We start from the raw sequence: 21,251 nt of genomic DNA on the forward strand, positions 1-21,251 counted from the left end.
TCAGTCACTTCGGCGCCGTCGCGGCCAGACTAGACCAATCAGACGGGGTATAAAACTGCTATCTGGTCAACCGAAGCGCAGCGCGCTAGGTCGGAAGCAGGACACCATGAAAGGACGCATCCATGACCCAGCCAACGCCCGTCAGTTTTTCCGCTCAGGACATTGAACGCTTTGCGGAACATGCAGGCCGGATCGCGGTCATTGTCGATGCCGAAGGGCGTCTGGACGTGGCAGGGCGCCGGGTTAACCGGCTCTGCAAAGGGGCGCTGAAACGGGCGCTGGAGGCCGAGTCTGAGGACGGGCTGAAAGAGGGCAGTGTTCTGACGCTGGCCTGGCCTGCGGGCATGTCGGCCCGGGCGGTTGATGTTGTGTGTCTGCCGCGGAATGCCTCGGAAACGCTGGCGCGCCGGGCAGGCGGTGCGCTTGGCAAACTGCGGGGCAGGGCGGATCTGCTGATCGCCTCCGGGCGGCTGCGCCGTGTTGGTCATCTGGTGTCCGGTGTTCTGCTGCGCGACTACAGCTTTGACGATCATAAAACCTCTGCCACGGCGCCGGCTGGCAGTGTTGAGGTGATGTGCAGCGATCCCGAAACGACGGCCGCCACCGCCGCCCCGCATATCGCGGTTGCCGAAGGGTGCTTTTTCACACGCGACCTCGTCAATGAGCCTGCGAATGTGCTGACGACGACGGAATTCGCGGACCGCCTGGAGCAGATGGAAAGTCTTGGTCTGCAGGTTGAAGTGCTGGACGAGGAACAACTCGAAGAATTGGGTATGCGTACGCTGCTGGCGGTCGGACAGGGCTCGGACAGCCCATCGAAGGTCGTGGTTATGCAGTGGAATGGCGGCGCTGAAGGCGAGGCGCCGCTGGCGCTTGTCGGCAAGGGCGTCGTTTTTGACACCGGTGGCATCAGCCTGAAACCGGCAGCTGGCATGGAAGACATGACCATGGACATGGGTGGGGCCGGCACTGTGGCCGGGGTCATGCGTGCCCTTGCCCTGCGCAAAGCCAAAGCGAATGTCGTGGGCCTGGTGGGGCTGGTCGAAAACATGCCGTCAGGCTCTGCGATCCGTCCGGGCGATGTCGTCAAATCGATGAAGGGCGATACCGTGGAAATCCTCAACACGGATGCTGAGGGGCGCCTCGTTCTGTGTGACGTTATGTGGTACGCGCAGGAACGGTTCGAACCTGCGGGTATGATTGATCTGGCAACGCTGACCGGAGCGATCATTATTGGTCTTGGGCACGAGAATGCGGGTGTCTTTTCGAACCATGATGATTTCTGCAGATCCTTCCTGCGCGCGGCCGATGATGAAAGCGAAGGAGCATGGCGCATGCCGCTGGGGCAGGCCTATGATGACATGCTGAAGTCGCCGGTGGCTGATATGAAGAATATCGGTGGCCGGCCGGGTGGCTCGATCACCGCCGCGCAGTATCTGCAGCGGTTTGTGCGTGACGACATGCCGTGGATTCACCTGGACATTGCCGGGGTTGCCTCGCTGAAGTCAGAGACGCCCCTCGCGCCCAAAGGGGCAACGGGCTGGGGGGTGCGTGCGCTCGACCGGCTGATTGCGGACAACTACGAAACGGAGTGATCCCTTGGGCACGGCAATGTTCTACCATCTGACCCGGCATCCGCTGGAACAGACGCTGGCCATGCTGCTCGATAAGGCGGGGCAGGCAGGATGGCGCGTGTTGGTGCGTGGGACCGAACTTTCCCGGATGGACTGGCTGGATCAGCAGCTTTGGCTTGCGCCGGCTGACGGTTTTCTGCCGCATGGGCTGGCAGGTGGATCGCACGATGCGCAGCAACCCATTCTGCTGTCGACCGCGACAGAGCCTGCTCCGAACGGCGCGGATTGCGTGATGACCGTCGATGGTGCGCCGGTCACGCCGGACGAAGTGAATGCCCTTTCCCGTGTCTGTGTCCTGTTTGACGGCAATGACCCTGCAGCTGTGCACACGGCACGGGGGCAGTGGAAGATGCTGAAGGACGCCGGTGTGACGGCGGAGTACTGGTCCGAGGAGTCGGGTCGCTGGGAGAAAAAGGCGGAGACCTGATCGTCACCGCGTCAGCGTCAGTTCCCCGCCGGAGATTTCGATGCTGCCCCACCGCTGCAGGTAGTTCATACCCAGCAGGGATTGTGACATTTCTCCGCCGTTTACCACAGCCGGTAGATTAGTGTCGGTCACCGAGCCCAGCCTGACGCTGTCCAGCCGGACCGCCGCTGTTTCCACCATACCATTGGCGGTCATCGCCCGACCGGAATAGATCAGGGTCTCCGGATCAAGACCGATGGCTTCAGCATCACGCCGTGTCAGCACCATGTCCGTGGCGCCGGTGTCGATCACAAAATCGACCGGCGTGTCATTCACAACCGCGCGCAGGTAATAATGCCCGTCGGCGTGGCGGGGCACGACGGTCTGTCCGGTGTCGGCATAGCTGGTCTGGCGTGGCATGACCGTATTGCTGATGTCGTCCCAGAGGCCGTAAGCCGCGATGGCGCCAAGAAAGATCAGCGCCCATACGGCCGCTGCCTGGAACGTTTTGTTCATGGAGGCCCGGTTCTGTGCGACAAACCAGCTGATGACCATCAGACCAAGGATGATCAGGTAAATCAGGCTGCCGACGTCGTTTCCGGTCACGGATGCTCTCCTGCGCTGTGTCTGACCTTTATATAGGCGCGCGCTGGCAGGATTTCAGCCTGTGCCCGGGCCAAACCCGAAGGCGGCGAGGCCATCAAGCACGAACTGCACGGAGAGGGCGGCCAGCAGCATGCCCAGCAGACGTGTCACCACCGTGATCCCGGTGCGCCCGAGCGCCCGTTCGATGATGCCGCTGGCAAAAAAGAACCCCAGCACGATCAACAGCACGGCTCCGGTTACTCCGAGCACCATGATCGTGCCCTCAACCCCGGGACGCTGACCCATGAGCAGGATCACAGAAGCAATGGCGCCGGGCCCCGCAATCAGAGGGATCGCCAGCGGAAAGACGGAGGGGTCATCGTGGTCATCTTCTTCGGACTGGTCTTCGCGGCGTTTTGTGCGCCGCTCAAACAACATGTCGAGCGCCGTCAGAAACAGCAGGACACCACCCGCGACCCGGAAGGCGGGCATGGAGATGCCGATAAAGCTCAGGAGTGCTTCCCCGAAGGCCGCGAAGGCCAGCAGAATGAGAACGCCGGTCAGCGTGGCCCGTACCGCAATCCGGCGCCGGGCCTGATCGGACATCCCCTGTGTCAGGGCGACAAACAGCGGTGCCAGACCGATGGGATCAATCACCACAAACATGGTGACAAAGGCAGTGATCAGGAATGCACTGTCGATGATCATGTCAGCCTGCCGGGGCGCTGCCCCGGACCCCGGGATATTTTCCGCCAGAAGAAGTTCATTGCGTCTGCGCCTTTTCAAGGCGGTCCAGCGCCGTAATCCAGAGAGTTTCGGCGCGTTCCAGTGCCTGCATGACTTCCGCGTATTTTTTGTTCCAGACTTCCAGCTCGCCGCCCTTGGCGTCCTCATAGAGTGCCGGGTCCGCGAGTTTTGTGGCCAGCCTGTCGCGCATATCGTTGAGCTTTTCGACGCGTTCCTCGGACTTCCGGACATCAGATTTCATGGCGAGAATTTCATCCCGGCTGGCGCGTTTTGCTTTTGGCTGTGGTTTGGGGGTGCTGGACTTGCTGACCGGTCTGGCGGGTGTAAGCAACATCTGCCGGTAGGCTTCGAGGTCGTCCTCATAAGGTTTGACAGTGCCGTCAGAGACCAGCCACAGGCGGTCGGCAACCATGCTCAGCAGGTGCATGTCGTGGCTGACAAGGATCACCGCACCGGAATAGCCGGTAAGCGCCTCGACCAGCGCCTCACGGCTTTCGATATCGAGGTGGTTGGTCGGTTCGTCAAGGATCAGCAGGTGTGGCGCGTCCAGCGTGGCCAGCAACAGCGACAGGCGCGCTTTCTGCCCGCCTGAGAGCCGACCGACTTCGGTATCCGCCTGATCCGCTCCCAGCCCGAAACCTGCAAGCTGAGCGCGCAGTTTCGAATGCAGCACGCCCGGACGGGCGGAGATTATATGCTGCAAAGGCGTCTCATTGATGTTCAGCTCGTCCACCTGATGCTGTGCAAAGAAACCGATACGCAGTTTGCCCGAGCGCACTTCCTTGCCGCCCATCAGTTTCAGCCGGTTGCTGAGCAGTTTGGACAGGGTGGATTTGCCCTGACCATTCTTGCCCAGCAGCGCGATGCGGTCATCCTGGTCGATGCGCAGGTTCAGGCGACTGAGAACGGGTGTGTCGGTATATCCCACAGCACCCCCTTCGATGGAGATGATCGGTGGCGAGAGCTCTTCGGGTTCCGGGAAGGTGAAAACACGTTTTGCCGCCTGTTCAGGCGAAGCGATCATGTCCATTTTTTCGATCATTTTCAGGCGGGACTGGGCCTGTTTGGCCTTGGATGCCTTTGCCTTGAAGCGGTCCACAAACGCCTGCATGTGGTCGCGCCGGGCCTGTTGTTTCTTGGCCATCGCAGCCTGAACGGCGCGCTGTTCCGCGCGCTGGCGGGCGAACTGGTCGTAAGGGCCCTGGTAGTAGGTGAGTTTGCGGTCTTCGAGATGCAGAATGGCCCCGACGGCACGGTTCAGCAGGCCACGGTCGTGGCTGATAATGATTACTGTGTGTGGGTATTTCGCCAGATAGGCTTCAAGCCAGAGCGCACCTTCCAGATCCAGGTAGTTGGTCGGTTCGTCCAATAAGAGAAGGTCGGGCTGGGCAAAAAGCACAGCAGCCAGGGCCACCCGCATGCGCCAGCCGCCCGAAAAATCGGAGCAGGGCATCTGCTGTTCGGCGTCATCAAAGCCGAGGCCTTTGAGAATAGCCGCGGCGCGACCCTCAGCGGACCAGGCATCGATGTCAGCAAGCCGTGTCTGAACTTCGGAGATCCGCGCGGGGTCAGTGGTGGTCTCCGCTTCCCGCAGCAGTTCGGCACGTTCGGTGTCTGCCTGCAGCACGGTGTCAATCAGAGAGGTGGACGAGGATGGAACCTCCTGTGCCACACCACCGATTTTAGCACGTGACGGCAGAGAGATGGCGCCGCCGTCCAAAGCCAGTTCGCCCCGGATCAGGCGGAACAGGGTGGTCTTGCCGGCACCATTGCGGCCGACCAGCCCGACCTTGTGACCGTCAGGGATCACACAGCCTGCTTCCTCAAAAAGCGGGCGGCCGGCAATCGAATAGCTTATGTCCGAAATACGTAGCATGGGCGCGGTGTGACGCATCCACCGGGCGGCGTCAATCTCGGCTTTTCTTACAGCAGGACCCGTGTTAGGTGAGCCGCGAAATTCACATCGCCGGGGCGCGTTGCCGCGGCTGAACAACCCGGAGAACCCCAATGGCTCTTGAGCGCACATTCTCGATCATCAAACCCGATGCAACCCGCCGCAACCTGACAGGCAAGATCAATGCCAAGTTCGAGGACGCAGGCCTGCGCATCGTCGCGCAAAAGCGCATTCACATGACTAAGGAACAGGCAGGTGTATTTTACGCCGTACACGCCGAACGCCCGTTCTATGACGAACTGTGCGAATTCATGGCATCGGCACCGGTTGTGGTGCAGGTTCTCGAAGGCGAAGGGGCTATTGCAAAGAACCGCGAAGTCATGGGCGCAACCAATCCTGCGGATGCGGCGCCGGGCACAATCCGCGCTGAGTTTGCTGAAAGCGTTGGCGAGAATTCCGTACACGGTTCCGACGCGCCGGAAACAGCCGCTGTCGAAATCGCATACTTCTTTTCCGGTATGGAACTCGTCGGCTGATAAGCCAGACATCACAGAATTGGGAAGGGGCCGGTCAGACCGGCCCTTTTTTGTTTCAGGTCTGGCCCGCTTTACGGATGCCGATCTGGTTCATCATCTGCTCAAATGCATCGAGATCCTGATCAAAGGCTTTTGCCTTGATTGCATCAAAGCGTTTGCGCAGCGCTTTCTTTTCTTCGCCACGGCAATCGTTCCAGGGTCTGTTCTGAAGCCCCATGACCAGCACATAATACCCGATGAAATGCGGTCGCGTACCGTTCTGGAGCAACCGGGTGTAGGCCTCGTCGGGACCCATGGCGCGCAGTTCATCCGCAGAATGTATGCCCGCAGCGGCGCAGGCTGTTTCCATGGCGGGGCCCAGGTTCCGGATGGCGGATACAGGTTCTTTCATACCTCCCAGGATACGACTTGTGCGCAGGTACTGCCAGTGGATTCAGGCCTCAGAGGCTGGCGTAATCGGTAATCACCGGCTGTGGTGCTGCAGGTGCGGATTGTTTGGCGCCTGCACCTGATGGTGCGGGAGAAGGGGCTGGAGCTTTCACAGGTTGCTCTGACATGACCGGTTCCTTTGCGGGTAAAAAATCACTCGTTACGCCACAAAAAATGCAGGATATTTCTGCCGGTTGCAGGGCGTCTACATGACCGGAACATGACATTTTCAGACAATCAGATGGAAAACCGGTACCGGGTGATCTGGCGGTATTGCTGCCCGCGGCGCAGCACTATGCTTGGGAAATCAGGATGGTTCGGGGCATCCGGCCATCCCTGTGGTTCCAGCGCCACGCCCGCAAAAGGGGCAAGAGTGCGACCATCATGAAGAGGCAATGAGGACTGGGGCAAGCCGCTGCCATTGTAAATCTGCAGGCCCGGTTCAGTGGTGTCGATTGTCATGCTGACCCCCGTTGACCCGGTCAGAACTGCCGCCGTTACAGGCGAGTCGCGGCGGCTTTCTGAGAGACAGAAACTGGCGTCCAGAGACTGATTGACGGGAATGGGGCCGGGTTTCCGGAAATCGTATGGGCTGCCCGCGACGGGGGCCCGTGTCCCGTTCGGCAGTGTCTCCGCATCTGTCGGGAGGTACTCTGTCGCGTGAACTTTCAGAATATGGCCGGACACATCTTCTGATCCATCGAGATTCCAGTAGGGGTGGTGTGCCAGATTGATCAGTGTGTCTGCATCCGTTGTGGCGGAGATGATCACATTCAGGCACATGGGTTCATCCAGTGCATACTGTACCTGAAACGTCCGGTTCCCAGGCAGGCCGCCTTCGCCTTGTGCGCGTTTTGTATGCAGCGTAACGGTGTCTGTGGTCTGGTAGCTCACTTCCCACATATCCCTGTGCAGGCCGTCTGGGCCGCCGTGCAGGGTGTGGTTTCCATCATTGGCGGGCAGGGTCAGAATCTGTCCGTTGAGCTTTGCCCGTGCATTCCTGAGACGGTTGGCAACCGGGCCGACCACCGCGCCTGCATAGGTCAGTTCATTGTCGTACCCGTACCCGTTTTCCGTTCCCAGTACGAGGGAATGGGTGCCAGCTCCCTCAGCCAGAGCCCGGCCAGCGTTGCGCCCACCGGAAATACCTGAACGCGCAGTGAGTCGTTTTGAAGAAAGATCATGGGCGGCTCCGGTCTCGGTCTCCGACATCTTCTGCCACGGGACCGGAGCCGCGCCAAGGGTGACCGCTACCGTTGCCCGGGCAGCAGTCTGACAGAGGCGGGAACCTCTGAGCTCAGGTGCGCAAGCGTCGGGTCTGACATGCCGCGCCCTGCGTTAAAGATGAACCGTTTGAGAAGTTCGGTCTGAAATTCGAATTCGCGGGCTTTGGCGACGATCTCGGGCGCCGGTTCGGCCAGACCATCGGCCAGTGCGAACTCCATTTCACGGCACAGATTGAGCATCGGCATACAGATGTCGGACAGAACACTTGTGGCCAGCCGCTCTGCGTGACTGGCGTATTCTTCCTGAAAGCCGATATCGCGCAGAAAGGCGTTTCCGAGCGACCCCATGAACTCCTTGAACCGCAGGATGGCACTGCGGAGCCCGTCACGTGTCTCCATGATCATCAGATGAACGCCCGACAGCGCGAGGCCCGGAAGCTCGACCAGAAACTCCGGCAGCGACACAACGTGCGCTCCCTCATCAGGTACCTTTTCAAGGCTGTCACGGACTGCCCGGTCCAGCACGGAAACAAGCACGCCGCTTATGTCCTGTTCGCCGCTGAAAGAAATCCGGTTCCGGAAACCCCGTGCAACGACTTCACACGAGCGGATGACAATGCCCGCCTGTTCGTTCAAAACAAGGTTCAGCGTCATTGTACGCTCGGAAAGCACGGAAGGCATTGCTGCTGGCTGTGTCAGATCGGTCATTGGATTTACACTATCTATAAAACTATTGTGATCAGATTGCCCGATGCGGCTGCGAATTTGGTAAACGCACCGTACGGTGCCTGTTGCGTGCCGCGCTTTGCCCGGATATCCCACGGAAAATCGTAATTATCCGGTAGTTTTACCCGATCAGACGCAACTAAGGGTTGCCAAGTGCGGTCTCTGGGTGAGACATCTGGAGGAACGCCGGACGCAGGGTCGGACCAAACACATCAGGGGGGCTGAGTGTGAGCACATCAGAAACAAGTGATCTGACGATCATCGGGATCGGTTCTTCGGCAGGTGGTCTTGAGGCGATCCGGGAACTCGTCTCTACGCTGCCCACAGATATGAGCGTGGCCTATGTGGTCGTCCAGCACATGTCGCCACACCACAAAAGTCTGATGACCGAACTTGTCGCACGACAGACCGCGCTGAGCGTGGTTGATGTCACTGACGGTATGGTGCCCCAGCCAAACGTCATCTACGTGACGCCCCCCAAAACAGACGTGGTCTATGATGAAGGCAAGCTGTTTCTGGTGGAGCCCAGCACTGAAGTCGCCTCGCCGAAGCCGTCGGTCGACCGTTTCCTGCTGAGCCTCGCGGACGGGCATGGTGAGAAATCCATGGCGATCATCCTGTCCGGGACCGGCACGGATGGGGCGTATGGTGTGCAGGCGATCCGTGAGGCAGGTGGCATCACCATCGCGCAGGACACAGAAAGCGCGAAATACGATGGCATGCCCATGGCTGCGATGCAGACCGGCTGTGTGGACCTCGTGCTGCGTCCGTTTGAGATCGGCACCCATCTGCAGAAAATCCTGACATCGCCCCGCGATTTCGATGCCTTCCGCCAGGAGAAATCGGAAAAGAGCCCGTCCTCTGATCTGCTGCAGATTCTTCTGGCCCGCACGCGCGTGGACTTCCGCGAGTATAAACAGACGACGATCAACCGGCGGATTGAACGCCGTATGATTGCCCTCGGGATTGAAAGCCACGAGGAATACACGCAGTTCTGCCGGGTCAATCCGAATGCGGTGGATGCGCTGTTCAAGGACCTGCTGATTTCCGTAACGCGTTTTTTCCGGGACAAATCCGAATTCGAACAGCTGCGGGACATGCTGCCCGCACTTCTGAAAAAGAAAAGCCACGGGCCGCTGCGGGTCTGGATCGCCGGGTGTGCGACGGGTGAGGAAGCCTATTCCATTGCCATCCTGCTGTGCGAAGCGCTCGGTGGAGCCAAGGTCCCGTTGAAAGACCACGTCCAGATTTTTGCGACAGACATCGACAAAGATGCGCTGGATGTGGCCCGCAAGGGGATTTACGGCCTGGCCGCACTGAACGACATCCCCAAAACACTCGCCGACCGCTATTTCATTCAGCAGAACGACGGCATCCGGGTCATCGACACGCTCAGGTCGGCCATTCTGTTTTCCGATCACAACGTCTGTCAGGATCCGCCCTTCCAGAAGGTCGATCTGCTGTGCTGCCGCAATCTTCTGATCTATTTCGGCAATGCGCTCCAGCACAAGGTGATGTCACGTTTCCACTATGCCATGACAGAGAGCTCCCTGATGTTCCTCGGGACCGCGGAAAGCGTGGCAGGTTCCGACGAGATGTTTGTTCAGGATAGCAATTCGGCCCATATTTACCGCCGACGGTCTATCCGGCGGGCCGACACAACACCCTTTTCAACGAACAGAACCGTGCCGCAGTCCCGCGCGGTGAATCCGGTCCAGCCTTCGGTGCCGACAGGCGATTCCACTGACCGGCAGATGTTCGAGGCTCTTGCGCTGTCGCTCGGCAAAAATTCCATGCTGGTGACCGACGAATATTCGATTGTGCGTGTCTATGGAAACGTCAGCAACTTTATTGAGGTGAGTGAGGCATCGAACCTGAAGATGCACATCGACCTGCTCCGGCGACCTTTCCGCGAAGAGGCGCGCAGCCTTGTGACACTGGCGCTCAAAAACGGCGAGACACGTTCCGGTGTGCGGCACCTTCTGGCGGAGGATGACGAAGAGGAAGTCCGTCTTGATGTTTACCCGATCATCGCGCGGGACATCAACGAACGTGCCGCACTGGTGGTTTTCAACGAGGTGCAGGTTGACCGCGCCAGAGGGGCCACCAGCCAGCAGGCCGATCAGGGCGATGATTTTGAACACGACCGTATCCGGCTGCTTGAAGATGAAGTGGCCACGACACGCGAAGCGCTTCAGCAGACCATCGAAGAGCTTGAAACCTCGAACGAGGAACTGCAGTCGCTGAACGAAGAGCTTCAGTCCACCAACGAGGAGCTGCAGGCAACGAACGAAGAGCTTGAAACCTCAAATGAGGAGCTGCAGTCCACCAACGAGGAACTGATCACCGTCAACGAAGAATTGCAGGTCACAGCGGCTGAACTCAGTGGTCGTACCGGCGAGCTAATGTCCGTGCTGGAAACCGCCCCATTGTCGATCATGGTGCTCGATACAGCGCTGCAGATCAGCCAGGCCACGAATGCGGCAACCGATATGTTCGGTCTGACGCGCCCGGTGTCGAACCCGCATATCAGCCAGTGTGTGGTGCCGAACGGCTTCCCGACGCTTGCACCGATCTGCAACGAAACGCTCAAGCTGGGTGAACCGATCTCGCGTGAATTCACATCGCGCGGCTCCCGGTTCAAACTGACCTGTTCCCCATTCTTTGACATGCGCGGCCAGATGAAGGGTGTGACCATGGTTGTGTCCGAGTTCCCGGGCCTTGCTCAGGAGCTTGACCTGATCCTTGATCACGCGGAAATTTATATGATGAACCGGTCGACAGACGGTACTGTACTGCGGATCAGCCAGAAATCGGCGGCCCTGCTAGGAACCACCCGCGCGGATGCTGAAGGTGCCGTGTTTAAGGAAATCGCGCCCAAGGAGATCGCAGAAGCTGTTGCCGAACGTGACAATCTGCTGCTCGACAGCACCACAGGCCGGATTGAACACGTGGACCACCTGCCGGGACCGGATGGCGAGGGAGAGATCTGGATGAAGACGGAGAATTTTGTATTCGCCGATCCGTCTGTTCCGAATTCCTCGATCTACTCGGTGGGCACTGACATCACCGACGTGGTGTCGTCCAGAAATGAAGCTGAAGAGGCTGTGGCGCAACTTTACCTGCTGCAGGACCTTGCCGGCGTGGGCTATTGGTCGGTGGATCTCCGGAATGATGCGGTGCACTGGTCTGATGAGGTCTATCGCATTCATGGCGAAGACCGGGAGAAGTTCACACCCGATCTCGAAACGGGCATTAACTTCTATCATCCGGATGATCAGGAAAAGGTGCGCAGCGAGGTCGACCGGATCAGCAGGGATGGCGGAAATTTCCGCTTTCAGCTGCGTATCGTGACAAAGGACGGCAGAACGGTGCCGATCGAATCCTTTGGTCTCGCGCGGGCCGATGCCAGTGGGGAGGTTCACAAGCTCATCGGTGTGTTCCGTGCTCTGCCGGACAACGAGGCCAGTGAAGCGGCAGAATAAACCTGCGGCCTGTAACAGCTTTCATTCAGGTTTGCGGTTGACCGCGCCATTAATCCTGCGCACCCTTCCGCCAAATATAATAAGGGAGATCAGACATGTACCTGAGAACAACTGTATCAGCTCTGGCATTTGCCGCGATGGCATCAGCGGCTGCAGCTGAATGCACAGAAGTCACATTTTCCGATGTTGGCTGGACTGACATCACCGCAACGACGGCGGCGACCACCGTGGTGCTGCGCGCACTGGGGTATGAGACAGACATAAAGGTTTTGTCTGTCCCGGTGACATACACATCGATGGCCGAGGGTGACATTGATATTTTCCTCGGCAACTGGATGCCGACGATGGAAGGGGACATCGCGCCTTATCGCGAGGCCGGTACTGTCGATACTGTGCGTGAAAACCTTGAAGGCGCCAAGTATACGCTTGCTGTAAATATGGCCGCTACCGATCTGGGAATTAAGGATTTTTCTGACATCGCCAAACACGCAGATGCGCTGGATGGTCAGATTTACGGTATCGAGCCGGGCAACGACGGCAACCGCCTGATCCAGTCAATGATCGATGCAGATGCCTTTGGCCTGAGCGGTTTTGAGGTCAAGGAAAGCTCCGAGCAGGGCATGCTTGCTCAGGTGGAGCGCGCCTCCAAGCGCGATGAACCGATCGTGTTCCTTGGCTGGGAGCCACATCCGATGAACGCAAATTTTGATATGGGGTATCTGACCGGCGGCGATGATTTCTTTGGTCCCGATCTTGGTGGCGCGACCGTCTTCACCAACACCCGTGCGGGCTATGTCGGTGAATGCCCGAACGTGGGTGCGCTGCTGGGCAACCTGAAGTTCACGCTGGCCATGGAAAACGAAATCATGGGCGCGATCCTGAACGATGGCGAAGATCCGGATGCAGCGGCGGAAGCATGGCTGAAGGCGAACCCGGATGCGTTTGTGGCCTGGCTCGATGGTGTGACAACCGTGGATGGTGGTGACGCTGTTGCGGCGGTGAACGCGGCCCTGGGCCTGTAATATCCGGCCCTGTCCGCACGGGCGGGCAGGGCGTTTTCTGCCAGACAAGAGGTGATACGTGCTGGAATGGCTGACCGAAACCAAGATCCCGGTTGGCAAGACCGCCGCGGCGTTCTTTGACTGGCTCCAGGCCAATGGCGAATGGTTCTTTGATGGGCTCGCCGTGGTCATGGAGTGGATGATCGATGGCATCCTTTGGGTGCTGCAGACACCACATCCTTTTATGATCATTGCGGCTTTTATAGCGGTCACATGGTTTTTGCAGCGTAGCTGGAAAGTCTGCCTGTTCGTGCTGCTCGGTTTCCTGTTCATCCTCAACCAGGACTACTGGGAGGAAATGACGGAGAGCATTACGCTGGTGATGTCGGCCTGCGTTGTCTGTATGGCCATCGGGGTGCCGATCGGTATCGCGGCAGCACACAGGCCACGACTTTATCAGGCAATGCGCCCCGTGCTGGACCTGATGCAGACACTGCCGACCTTTGTGTATCTCATTCCGGCTATTGTCTTTTTCGGGATCGGGATGGTTCCCGGCCTGATCGCGACGGTGATCTTTGTCGTGCCTGCGCCGATCCGGCTGACCCATCTCGGGATAAGCACCACACCTAAACCACTGCTGGAGGCTGCTGACGCCTTCGGCGCAACGCCGATGCAGAAACTCTGGAAGGTTGAGCTGCCTTTTGCCCTGCCGCAGATCATGGCCGGGCTGAACCAGACGATTATGCTTTCGCTGTCGATGGTGGTGATTGCGGCACTCGTCGGTGCGGACGGTCTGGGCGTGCCCGTCGTGCGCGCGCTCAATCAGGTGAACACGTCGCTTGGGTTTGAAAGTGGTTTCATTATCGTGGTTGTCGCGATCATGCTGGACCGCATGCTGAGGGTGGACCGCAAATGACCGCTGCTGTTGAATTCGACAATGTGTCCATTGTGTTCGGGGAGGCACCGGAAAAAGCGCTGCCCGAAATGGACGAAGGCAAAAGCCGGGCGGACGTCGAGAAATCCACCGGCCAGATCCTGGGGGTGCATAACTGTTCCCTGAGCATTGAGCAGGGTGAGATCCTTGTTCTGATGGGGCTTTCGGGTTCCGGGAAATCGACACTTCTTCGCGCGGTGAACGGTCTGAACCCGGTTGTGCGCGGGGCCGTGCGGGTGTTTGACGGTGACTGGTCGTGTGACGTCACGCACAGCTCTCCGGGGGACTTGCGGCGGGTCAGGCGTGAATGCGTGTCCATGGTGTTCCAGCAGTTCGGATTGCTGCCATGGCGCACCGTCCGTGAAAACGTCGGTCTTGGGCTGGAGCTTGCGGATCTGCCCAAAAAACAGCGTATAGAACGCACAGACCGTCAGCTGGAGCTGGTCGGTCTGGCTGACTGGGCGGACCGTCGCGTGGGCGAGCTGTCAGGCGGCATGCAGCAGCGCGTTGGTCTTGCAAGGGCCTTTGCGACGGACGCGCCGATCCTGCTGATGGACGAACCGTTTTCGGCGCTTGATCCGCTGATCCGGGCAAGGCTGCAGGACGAATTGCTTGACCTGCAGCGGGATCTGAAGCGCACGATCATCTTTGTCAGCCACGATCTGGATGAAGCGTTCAAACTGGGCGACCGAATTGCGATCATGGAAGGCGGTCGTATCGTTCAGTGCGGCACACCACAGGATATTTTCTCGCGCCCGGTGAACGACTACGTGGCCGATTTTGTGGCGCATATGAACCCGCTTGGTGTGCTCCGCGCGCAGGATGTCATGGAGCCCGCGAAGGGTGAGGCAGGCAAGACTGTACCCGCACGGATGCAGGTTGAGGAGGTGATGCGCCAGCTGATTGACGATGACCGTCCGATCGCCGTGGAAGATGCCGGTCAGGTTGTCGGACAAGTCACACGACGCGGGGTTCTGGCAGGTATTCTTGATCCAAGGGATACCGGTGCGGCGGGGGACAAAACTCAGTCCTGAACACTTGCGAGCCAGGCCACCAGATCAGCGATGGCCTCAGTTGTTTCCAGCGATGTGCCATCGTCTGACGTGAGTGTAACCGCAGGTCCCTCAAAGAACCATCCATAGACTGGCATCTCAGCGTGCGGACGGTTCCCGCCACTTCGGTTGGCGATGCGTTTGACAATCGTCCGCACGGGGAAGGCGCCTTCACCGCGCGCAGATAATCCGGTCAGATCAGGGGGTGTGATCTTCATGCTGTCAGCCAGTGGCCCAAGACCGCGTGCGTCCAATCCGTGACAGGCAGCGCAGTGCAGGCGAAAAAGCTGCGCTCCGCGGGCGACATCGCCTGCAGGCCCGGCCTCGGGTGCAACAGGTATCAGACAGATCAGCAGAGCAGCGACACAGCGCATATGAGTTTTGTTCCTTTTCGCTCCGGTCACAATATCCCTGTCGCGTGCTGCGGGCTTTGATGCACATCAACCCGGTATATGCGCGGAAATAGTCACAAATTGAACGCAATCCCGGGTCACCGCGTCTTATTCTCGTCGAAATCCATGGTTAACAGATGGTTTGCCATTACTTCTGAGGTTGTGTGAGATGAAACTCTTTTCTCTTTTAATGGGGGCTTTTCTGACTCTGGCTGTGCCCGGTGCGGCCAGCACCATCGGGTATACCGAAGGCAAAAGGGACCGTGTGGACGGCACCGAACGCCTGGCGGGACGCGATGCGTCGTCCCGTGGCTTTATCCTGGGAACCGTCGGCAACGGCGACAGTGATTTCAGCAAAATCGGGATATTCGGACGTATCGTGGGTCATGCCGACTACTTTACGTTCCGGGCGAACTCGAACTTCAACATCGCGTTCATTTATAGCGGGCTGACTTTCCGGAGCAGCCCCATCACCAGCGGATTTGTTCAGGAGGGCCAGTTCGCGAACGAAGCCGACTTTGTTCTGCGCGATGTCGACGACCCTTCCTCCGAACAGCGCCGGCGCCTGCGGACTGATCTTACGTCCACCACCGGGCCCGGTGCCGGACCGGTGATCTTCAGCGGTCAGGCCGGCAAAAACTACATCTTTGGAGTCGACAGCCGGGTTGCTGATGACACGGGGGCAGCGCGCTATGACGTGGTGATCACCGCAATTCCGCTACCAGCCGGAATTCTTCTCCTGGCAGGCGGACTGGCCGGGTTGGGGTATTTTGGAAGGCGTAAAAGCTGACACCTTATCCTGGCAAAACACTCTTGCGCGTTTATGCCTGGAACAGGACGCGATGGCGGTGGTTCAGACCGGTCCCGTTGGAATGATAAAACAGCCCCGTGCGGGCGTGATCTGTGGTATTATTCCCGGGTAAGTTTGGGGGTGCTGGGCTGACATGCGGATCCTTGTTGCGGATTCGGAGATTGATTTCGACGCGCTGACGGTGCGTCGGGCAGGGAAGATGTACCCCTTGCCGGAAACCGCAGCACGCCTTCTGAGACTGTTGTTTGATGCCGAAGGCGGATGGGTAAACATCAACGCTTTGCTGAGCGTTTCAGGGCCGGACGGATGCTCAGAAAAGATCGGGACCGAAATCCGCGACCTGTGCGCATTACTTGGCAGTGATGCTCAGTCGGACAGAATTGCCGTCAATGCGGCTGCGTCAGCCTATCGCCTGAAAGTACCGGCCCGTGTTTCTTCCTCGCGGCATCCGCCCGGCGACGACCGGGTTTGTGTTTTGCTGACCTCGTTTCATTTTATTGGCGGAAGGTTCTGTGGCAGATGTGACGCTGAATGGGTGAGCACGCTTCTGGCAGACAGCTTTACGCGGCTGGCAAATGTCCGCGTGCTGACCGGGCAGACCGCAGGGGATCAGCATCCCGGCATGTCAGATGACACCGGTCACGGACAGAACGGGGGCGCAGCATTCGTGATCGAAGGGAGCCTTTTGTGTCATGACGGCGGGTGTCGCGTGACCGGTCGGCTGGTCCGGGCTGAAAACAGTAACATCCTCAGAACGGTGCAGCAGGACTGTCCGGCAACCGCAGAAGGGCTTCAAGCTGCACTGGGAGATCTGGTCACGGAGATGCTCCGGGACGCTGTGTTTGAACACCATCTAATCGCTGTTCGGGTTTAGTGATCACTGTGTCCGGCAAGGAGGCCTCTGTGATTTTGCCAGCGCATGTTGCCCGCGGTGCTGACGGGTACAAAACGCGAAAAGTCAGCTGATTGCAGATCAGCCTGGACCGTCAGGGCGAAACAATGAGCGTCGCACCTGCCCGGATGTCATCAAACTGCATCCCGGTCATTCAATGCCACCAGATGGTTGTCCCACATCAGCCCGGCCGGGACGCGTTTCCGGAACTGCCGGTTCTGAAGCAATGCCATGCTGCCTTCTCCTGAGGTCAGGAGCAGTCCGTTTGATGTCTGTGCGACACCGCTGACATCGTCATAGCTGACCGACTGAGACAACTGCATATCGTGCGTGCGGTATAGATGCGCCCGCCCGCCACGCGGCGATGTAACTGCAATTGTCCGGCCATCCTCTGAATAGGCGATGCTTCCGACGTATCCACTAAGTTCCCTCAGTCTGTCTTCAGGTGCTGAGGTCAATAACAGCCTCGCTCCTGGTCTGTGGGCCCCGACAAGCGACACCGGCGTGCCCTCTCCCTGCCACTGCATGCCAAAGGCAACATCGCCTGCGTTGCTCACTGCAAGGTGCCGGATCGAATTCCGGTGCTGGTCCGATGGCAACTCTGCGACTTCGGTCAGTCCACCGTTCTCAACATATACAAGGTTAGGGCGCATCGTCGGGATGTTCAGTTTTGTGCGCCCTGAGTCCGGATGCGTGTCTATGCCGCCATTGGCAACGACGAGAAGGTCTGAATGGGGTAGGCGCCGGATATCATGTGGCCCGATGCCGCCGCTGCTCCATTCATCCGTCCGTTTGTAGTCCCGCAGAACGTCCCAGACACCAATGCGGCCCTGACCCGCTTCGTAGTCATTTTCCGTTGTGAACAGGAGACTGCCGTCAGATGAGTACGTGCCGTGGCCATAGAAATGACGTCCCGGCGGGGCGTCCAGTCTGGCACTTTGTCTCCCGGATGCACAGTCGATCACCACGGCGAATGTTCCGGGCCTTCTGGCGAAGGCGACAGCCTCCGGTTTTGTCGGATGGGCCGCGGCAGCGTGGCCGCGACCCGGCAAAGGGATCTGAAACAGAACCTGCAGGTCGTCGCTGATACCACAGAGGACATAACGGCCATCAGGTTTGGCAGCGGCCGACAGAAAGGCAGGAGAGCCGGCGTCAGCCCATGTTGGCCTGGGCAGGAGGCCGGCAGCGATGAGACCTGTCAGAAAGTGACGTCGTCCGTTCATGTCAGTCGCCGTCCAGCGAATTGAAACCTGCCGCAACACCGAGTGTCGGGCCCAGGTCATTCCGTACGACGGCGCGGATAGCATCTACCGACTGTTGGATGACTTCGATCCTGACGCGGCCCTGCGGGTCCGTCACCGTCGCGAAAGTCGGGTCACTCAGGTTTTCCAGCTGTGTGAGTGCGCGGTCAAAGCTCCGATCCACCTTGCCCGAAAGGGCGGCGTCCGGCGCGGAAAGATGATCAGCCAGTTCTCTCAGAGCACTCAGGCTCAGAACCACGTGTGATACTGAACGACCGGACCGCCGCACTTCCGCCCGCTTCGGTCTTGGGCGTTCAAACGTACCCAGCGGACGGCCCAGCCTGGTTTCGGAAGTAAACTGCAGGCCCGTTGACAACGCTTTGAAGAACTCCTGCAGGACTTCTTCACGGCTGCGGTACATGCCATCCGGCGATGGTGCCGCAATGATCCCGGCGTATGACGATTGCCAGTCATCGGAAATGCCCCGCGCGACAGCAGCGATGTCTTCGGTCATGGTCCGTATCAGCTTACAGCGATAGGCGGGGTCGCCCAACGATATAAATTCTTCATCAAAGAGCAGAAACTCCAGCGCGTAAAACCCACGTGCTGCGATGGAAACCTGCGCGAAGGACGTCGCCGATGACACAATCGGATCTTCGGCCAGTATCAAAGCTCTCAGACTTTTAGGCGTGGCGCCCCGACTGCCCGGCCAGAACGCGAGCGCAAAGGCGCGGTCATGAACTTCGGTTGGCCCAAATCTCAGGTGGCTCACAGAAATCCAGGCATCAAACGCGTGTCCGTACGCTGATCGCAGAACCGGGGAGGTGGGTTCGCAGTCCCTGGCGGCAACCTGTGACAAACGATCTGCCCCGGCTGAGAGTTCCGAAAAGCCGGGCAGAATATGTTTTGCCACCACGGATCTGATAACGGATGTCTCTGACTGAGCGTGAACACCGGGAGGTGTCAGCACCAGAGCCGCCGCAAGAAGTACGCGTTTCATAAGCTCTCCAGAAACCTGATCAGGGCGTCGCGGTCCGTGGTTGTCATGTTCACAACCGCATCGCGTTGGCTTTCCGCCTCGCCCCCGTGCCAAAGAACAGCCTCAAGCAGTGATCGCGCCCGTCCATCATGAAGGAAATAGGTATGGCCGCTGACCTGTGCAGTCAGGCCGATGCCCCACAGCGGAGGAGTTCGCCACTCCTGTCCTGTGGCCCTTGCTTCGGGTCTGTTGTCCGCCAGCCCGGGCCCCATGTCGTGCAGCAGCATGTCCGTGTAAGGCCAGATCAGCTGGAAACTCTGTTCAGGGCGGTCTTTGAGGCGGTGCGTGACAAAGCTGGGGGTATGACACGCCATGCATCCCGTTTCATAGAACACCTTCTTGCCAAGCATGACCTGCGGGTCATCAGGCGCGCGGCGCGCGGGAACGGCCAGGTTGCGGCTATAGAATGTCACAAGATCCAGCCCGGCATCGTCAATTTCAGTGATCCGGTCATCGCCGTCGCCGTGCCTGGCTGTCAGGCAGGCTGACTGTGCCTCCGTGCATTCACCCGCACCCGAAGGGAACAGCGGGCTGGAGATGCCAATGTCACCTCTGAACGCCTCTGCGGACTGCTGGCGGATCGTCGGGCTGCCAGCCTTCAGTCCGAACCGGCCCAGCATGGGCTGACCGAACTCATGCGACCAGACAATGTTCGGGCGGCCGGAAATGCCATCGCCATCAAGATCATCCGGATCCGCACCCGCGAGGATGTCAGTGGCAGGCACAGCTTCCAGCAGGCCAAGGCCGATCATCTGGGGCGCGACCCGGGGGCTGAGCATTGCCTCCGGGTGCAAAGGGCCGTAGCCGAGGTTGAGGGCCGTGTACGTTGGATGACGCAACGAGACCTCTGTTCCGTCTGCCAGGCGGATGATCTCTTCAGTGTAAGTTATCCCGATTTCATATTCGGCGGCGCGGCCCTGCACGGCAAAGTCCTGCAGCTGCGTGCCGTAGGTCGGATCGGGGAGGGAGGCGATGTAGTCCTCGATTCCGGCGATGGCCGCTTCTTGCGGGCCAGGAACTGAAACTCTCAGAAACATCGAGACAGCGTTATCTTCGGCGTTTTCCGGTGGGTGCCCCCGCCCATCCTTGATGTGGCACCTTTGACAGGACCGCGCATTGTAAAGCGGCCCCAGACCGTCAGATGCCAGTGTCGACGACGGGGAGGACACCCACAGTTTGCGGAACAGGCCGTTCCCCACTTTGAAGTCCAGCTCACTTTCGAAAGAAATATTGGCAGAAGGCTGCGAAAACGCATCTGATGTCCCTGTGACACGGACGGTGGCGGCCCCTGCAGGTCTGTTTTCATAAAGCTGCGGCGCGGCAAAGTCCGTCGCCATCGCTGTCACAGCAGCGATGCGGGCTTTTTCGTCACGCGTGCGCGGAACCACGTTCAGGTGTGGATCACCAGGGGACCAGTTTGAGCCCCCGGGTGGTGTTTCAGCCAGCGCAATGGAGCCCGCAACCAGTGCCGGCACCAGCAGATTACCCGGCTTCATCCATCCGGGAGGCGTTAAGTTGCGCATATTTCTCTTCACCGAGCTTGCCCACGAGGTCCAGTTGCGTTTCCAGAAAGTCGATGTGACCTTCTTCATCCGTGAGAAGTTCCTCAAAGATGTTTTTGGTGACGAAATCACCGACGGTCTCACAGTGCTGGCGTGCTTCCTGATAGAGGTCCCGGGCGCCGTGTTCTGCGGCCAGATCGCATTCCAGTGTCTCCTTCGGTGTCTGGCCGATCTGGAGCGGATCTAGCTTTTGCAGGTTCGGGTGACCACCAAGGAAAAGAATGCGGGCGATCAGCTTGTCCGCATGGTTCATTTCCTCGATGCTTTCTTCGCGGGATTTCCTGGCCATGTGACCAAGCCCCCAGTCCTCCTGCATCCGGTAGTGCAGCCAGTACTGGCTGACCGCAGTCAGTTCACTGCGCAGGGCAGCATTCAGATATTCAATGACCTTTTTGTCGCCGTTCATGATGGTTTTCCTGTGTGGCTGCGGGTTTCAGGTGCCGCAGGTGCATGGGGACTTCGAGGTTGTCGTTCTGACGCATGACCGAGAGAAACAGCGGCATACAACCGCCGCAGTCTGCTGCCTTGCCAAGCGCCCGATACACTTTGCCCGGGGTGATGATGGTCCTGTCGTCAGATGCCCGCATCCAGTCGACGGCCGCGTTGATATCGGCGTCAGTGATGTTCTGGCAGTGACAGACAATCATGTCGGCAGGACC

21 protein-coding genes are annotated in these 21,251 nt (G+C 59.0%); 9 read left to right on the forward strand and 12 right to left on the reverse strand.

Annotation, left to right across the window (positions count from 1 at the left end; genetic code table 11):
- The first annotated feature begins 122 nt into the window (after positions 1–122).
- Both ACZ1HA_RS06080 and ACZ1HA_RS06085 read left to right on the forward strand, forming a co-directional pair.
- On the forward strand, positions 123–1,595 hold the full coding sequence (locus ACZ1HA_RS06080) for a leucyl aminopeptidase (protein WP_472713249.1): 1,473 nt from the start codon (positions 123–125) through the stop codon (positions 1,593–1,595).
- A gap of 4 nt (positions 1,596–1,599) precedes the next feature.
- Positions 1,600–2,061 carry a DNA polymerase III subunit chi gene (locus tag ACZ1HA_RS06085; protein ID WP_472713250.1) on the forward strand — a complete coding sequence of 154 codons (462 nt, stop codon included), beginning with the start codon at positions 1,600–1,602 and terminating at the stop codon, positions 2,059–2,061.
- Positions 2,062–2,064: 3 nt separating this feature from the next.
- On the opposite strand, the gene ACZ1HA_RS06090 is transcribed toward ACZ1HA_RS06085, so the two are convergent.
- Genes ACZ1HA_RS06090 through ACZ1HA_RS06100 form a run of 3 tightly spaced genes read right to left on the reverse strand, consistent with a single transcriptional unit; the run spans position 2,065 to position 5,248 of the window.
- Positions 2,065–2,646 (reverse strand): retropepsin-like aspartic protease family protein, encoded by a 582-nt coding sequence (locus ACZ1HA_RS06090; protein WP_472713251.1) that lies wholly within the window; start codon positions 2,644–2,646, stop codon positions 2,065–2,067.
- Between the two features lie 54 nt (positions 2,647–2,700).
- A complete protein-coding gene (locus ACZ1HA_RS06095; RefSeq protein ID WP_472713252.1) occupies positions 2,701–3,333 on the reverse strand; it encodes a MarC family protein in 633 nt (210 codons plus the stop codon).
- A gap of 55 nt (positions 3,334–3,388) precedes the next feature.
- The gene (locus ACZ1HA_RS06100) at positions 3,389–5,248 is read right to left on the reverse strand and encodes an ABC-F family ATP-binding cassette domain-containing protein (RefSeq protein WP_472713253.1); all 1,860 of its coding nucleotides are present in this window, start codon (positions 5,246–5,248) and stop codon (positions 3,389–3,391) included.
- A gap of 131 nt (positions 5,249–5,379) precedes the next feature.
- Here ACZ1HA_RS06100 and ndk point away from each other — a divergent pair, with 131 nt between their 5' ends.
- Complete coding sequence (gene ndk, locus ACZ1HA_RS06105) at positions 5,380–5,802, forward strand: nucleoside-diphosphate kinase (RefSeq protein ID WP_298835645.1); 423 nt, start codon at positions 5,380–5,382, stop codon at positions 5,800–5,802.
- Positions 5,803–5,857: 55 nt separating this feature from the next.
- On the opposite strand, the gene ACZ1HA_RS06110 is transcribed toward ndk, so the two are convergent.
- The 3 genes from ACZ1HA_RS06110 to ACZ1HA_RS06120 all read right to left on the reverse strand — a co-directional run bounded on the left by ACZ1HA_RS06110 (position 5,858) and on the right by ACZ1HA_RS06120 (position 8,165).
- Positions 5,858–6,193: a TfoX/Sxy family protein gene (locus tag ACZ1HA_RS06110; protein ID WP_472713254.1), complete on the reverse strand. Its 336-nt coding sequence runs from the start codon at positions 6,191–6,193 to the stop codon at positions 5,858–5,860.
- A gap of 275 nt (positions 6,194–6,468) precedes the next feature.
- Positions 6,469–7,443 (reverse strand): aldose epimerase family protein, encoded by a 975-nt coding sequence (locus tag ACZ1HA_RS06115; RefSeq protein ID WP_472713255.1) that lies wholly within the window; start codon positions 7,441–7,443, stop codon positions 6,469–6,471.
- 38 nt (positions 7,444–7,481) lie between these two features.
- Positions 7,482–8,165 carry a hypothetical protein gene (locus tag ACZ1HA_RS06120; protein ID WP_472713256.1) on the reverse strand — a complete coding sequence of 228 codons (684 nt, stop codon included), beginning with the start codon at positions 8,163–8,165 and terminating at the stop codon, positions 7,482–7,484.
- A gap of 245 nt (positions 8,166–8,410) precedes the next feature.
- Here ACZ1HA_RS06120 and ACZ1HA_RS06125 point away from each other — a divergent pair, with 245 nt between their 5' ends.
- The 4 genes from ACZ1HA_RS06125 (at position 8,411) to choV (ending at position 14,637) form a co-directional block, all read left to right on the forward strand.
- Positions 8,411–11,668 (forward strand): chemotaxis protein CheB, encoded by a 3,258-nt coding sequence (locus ACZ1HA_RS06125; protein WP_472713257.1) that lies wholly within the window; start codon positions 8,411–8,413, stop codon positions 11,666–11,668.
- A 95-nt stretch (positions 11,669–11,763) separates the two neighbouring features.
- On the forward strand, positions 11,764–12,690 hold the full coding sequence (locus tag ACZ1HA_RS06130) for a choline ABC transporter substrate-binding protein (protein ID WP_472713258.1): 927 nt from the start codon (positions 11,764–11,766) through the stop codon (positions 12,688–12,690).
- Positions 12,691–12,751: 61 nt separating this feature from the next.
- A complete protein-coding gene (gene choW / locus ACZ1HA_RS06135) occupies positions 12,752–13,585 on the forward strand; it encodes a choline ABC transporter permease subunit (RefSeq protein WP_472715291.1) in 834 nt (277 codons plus the stop codon).
- Entirely contained in the window at positions 13,582–14,637 is a 1,056-nt protein-coding gene (gene choV, locus ACZ1HA_RS06140; protein WP_472713259.1) for a choline ABC transporter ATP-binding protein, read from the forward strand. Before choW ends, choV begins: the two co-directional genes overlap by 4 nt.
- On the opposite strand, the gene ACZ1HA_RS06145 is transcribed toward choV, so the two are convergent.
- Complete coding sequence (locus ACZ1HA_RS06145) at positions 14,628–15,029, reverse strand: c-type cytochrome (RefSeq protein WP_472713260.1); 402 nt, start codon at positions 15,027–15,029, stop codon at positions 14,628–14,630. The two genes, choV and ACZ1HA_RS06145, sit on opposite strands and share 10 nt — an antisense overlap.
- A 187-nt stretch (positions 15,030–15,216) precedes the next feature.
- Here ACZ1HA_RS06145 and ACZ1HA_RS06150 point away from each other — a divergent pair, with 187 nt between their 5' ends.
- A complete protein-coding gene (locus ACZ1HA_RS06150) occupies positions 15,217–15,837 on the forward strand; it encodes a VPLPA-CTERM sorting domain-containing protein (RefSeq protein ID WP_375227900.1) in 621 nt (206 codons plus the stop codon).
- A gap of 154 nt (positions 15,838–15,991) precedes the next feature.
- On the forward strand, positions 15,992–16,732 hold the full coding sequence (locus tag ACZ1HA_RS06155; RefSeq protein WP_472713261.1) for a hypothetical protein: 741 nt from the start codon (positions 15,992–15,994) through the stop codon (positions 16,730–16,732).
- 152 nt (positions 16,733–16,884) lie between these two features.
- On the opposite strand, the gene ACZ1HA_RS06160 is transcribed toward ACZ1HA_RS06155, so the two are convergent.
- The 5 genes from ACZ1HA_RS06160 to ACZ1HA_RS06180 are packed head-to-tail and all read right to left on the reverse strand — an operon-like array spanning position 16,885 to position 21,239.
- Positions 16,885–17,973: a DUF1513 domain-containing protein gene (locus ACZ1HA_RS06160; protein ID WP_472713262.1), complete on the reverse strand. Its 1,089-nt coding sequence runs from the start codon at positions 17,971–17,973 to the stop codon at positions 16,885–16,887.
- A gap of 1 nt (position 17,974) precedes the next feature.
- Positions 17,975–18,991, reverse strand: coding sequence for an imelysin family protein (locus ACZ1HA_RS06165; protein WP_472713263.1), 1,017 nt, complete (start codon positions 18,989–18,991; stop codon positions 17,975–17,977).
- Positions 18,988–20,526: a di-heme oxidoreductase family protein gene (locus ACZ1HA_RS06170; RefSeq protein WP_472713264.1), complete on the reverse strand. Its 1,539-nt coding sequence runs from the start codon at positions 20,524–20,526 to the stop codon at positions 18,988–18,990. Before ACZ1HA_RS06170 ends, ACZ1HA_RS06165 begins: the two co-directional genes overlap by 4 nt.
- Positions 20,513–20,998, reverse strand: a complete 486-nt coding sequence (bfr, locus tag ACZ1HA_RS06175; RefSeq protein WP_472713265.1) for a bacterioferritin — start codon at positions 20,996–20,998, stop codon at positions 20,513–20,515. The genes ACZ1HA_RS06170 and bfr overlap by 14 nt, the downstream gene beginning before the upstream one ends.
- The gene (locus ACZ1HA_RS06180; RefSeq protein ID WP_472713266.1) at positions 20,973–21,239 is read right to left on the reverse strand and encodes a (2Fe-2S)-binding protein; all 267 of its coding nucleotides are present in this window, start codon (positions 21,237–21,239) and stop codon (positions 20,973–20,975) included. Before ACZ1HA_RS06180 ends, bfr begins: the two co-directional genes overlap by 26 nt.
- Positions 21,240–21,251: the final 12 nt, after the last annotated feature.

The organism is Roseobacter sp. S87 (genome assembly GCF_055693285.1).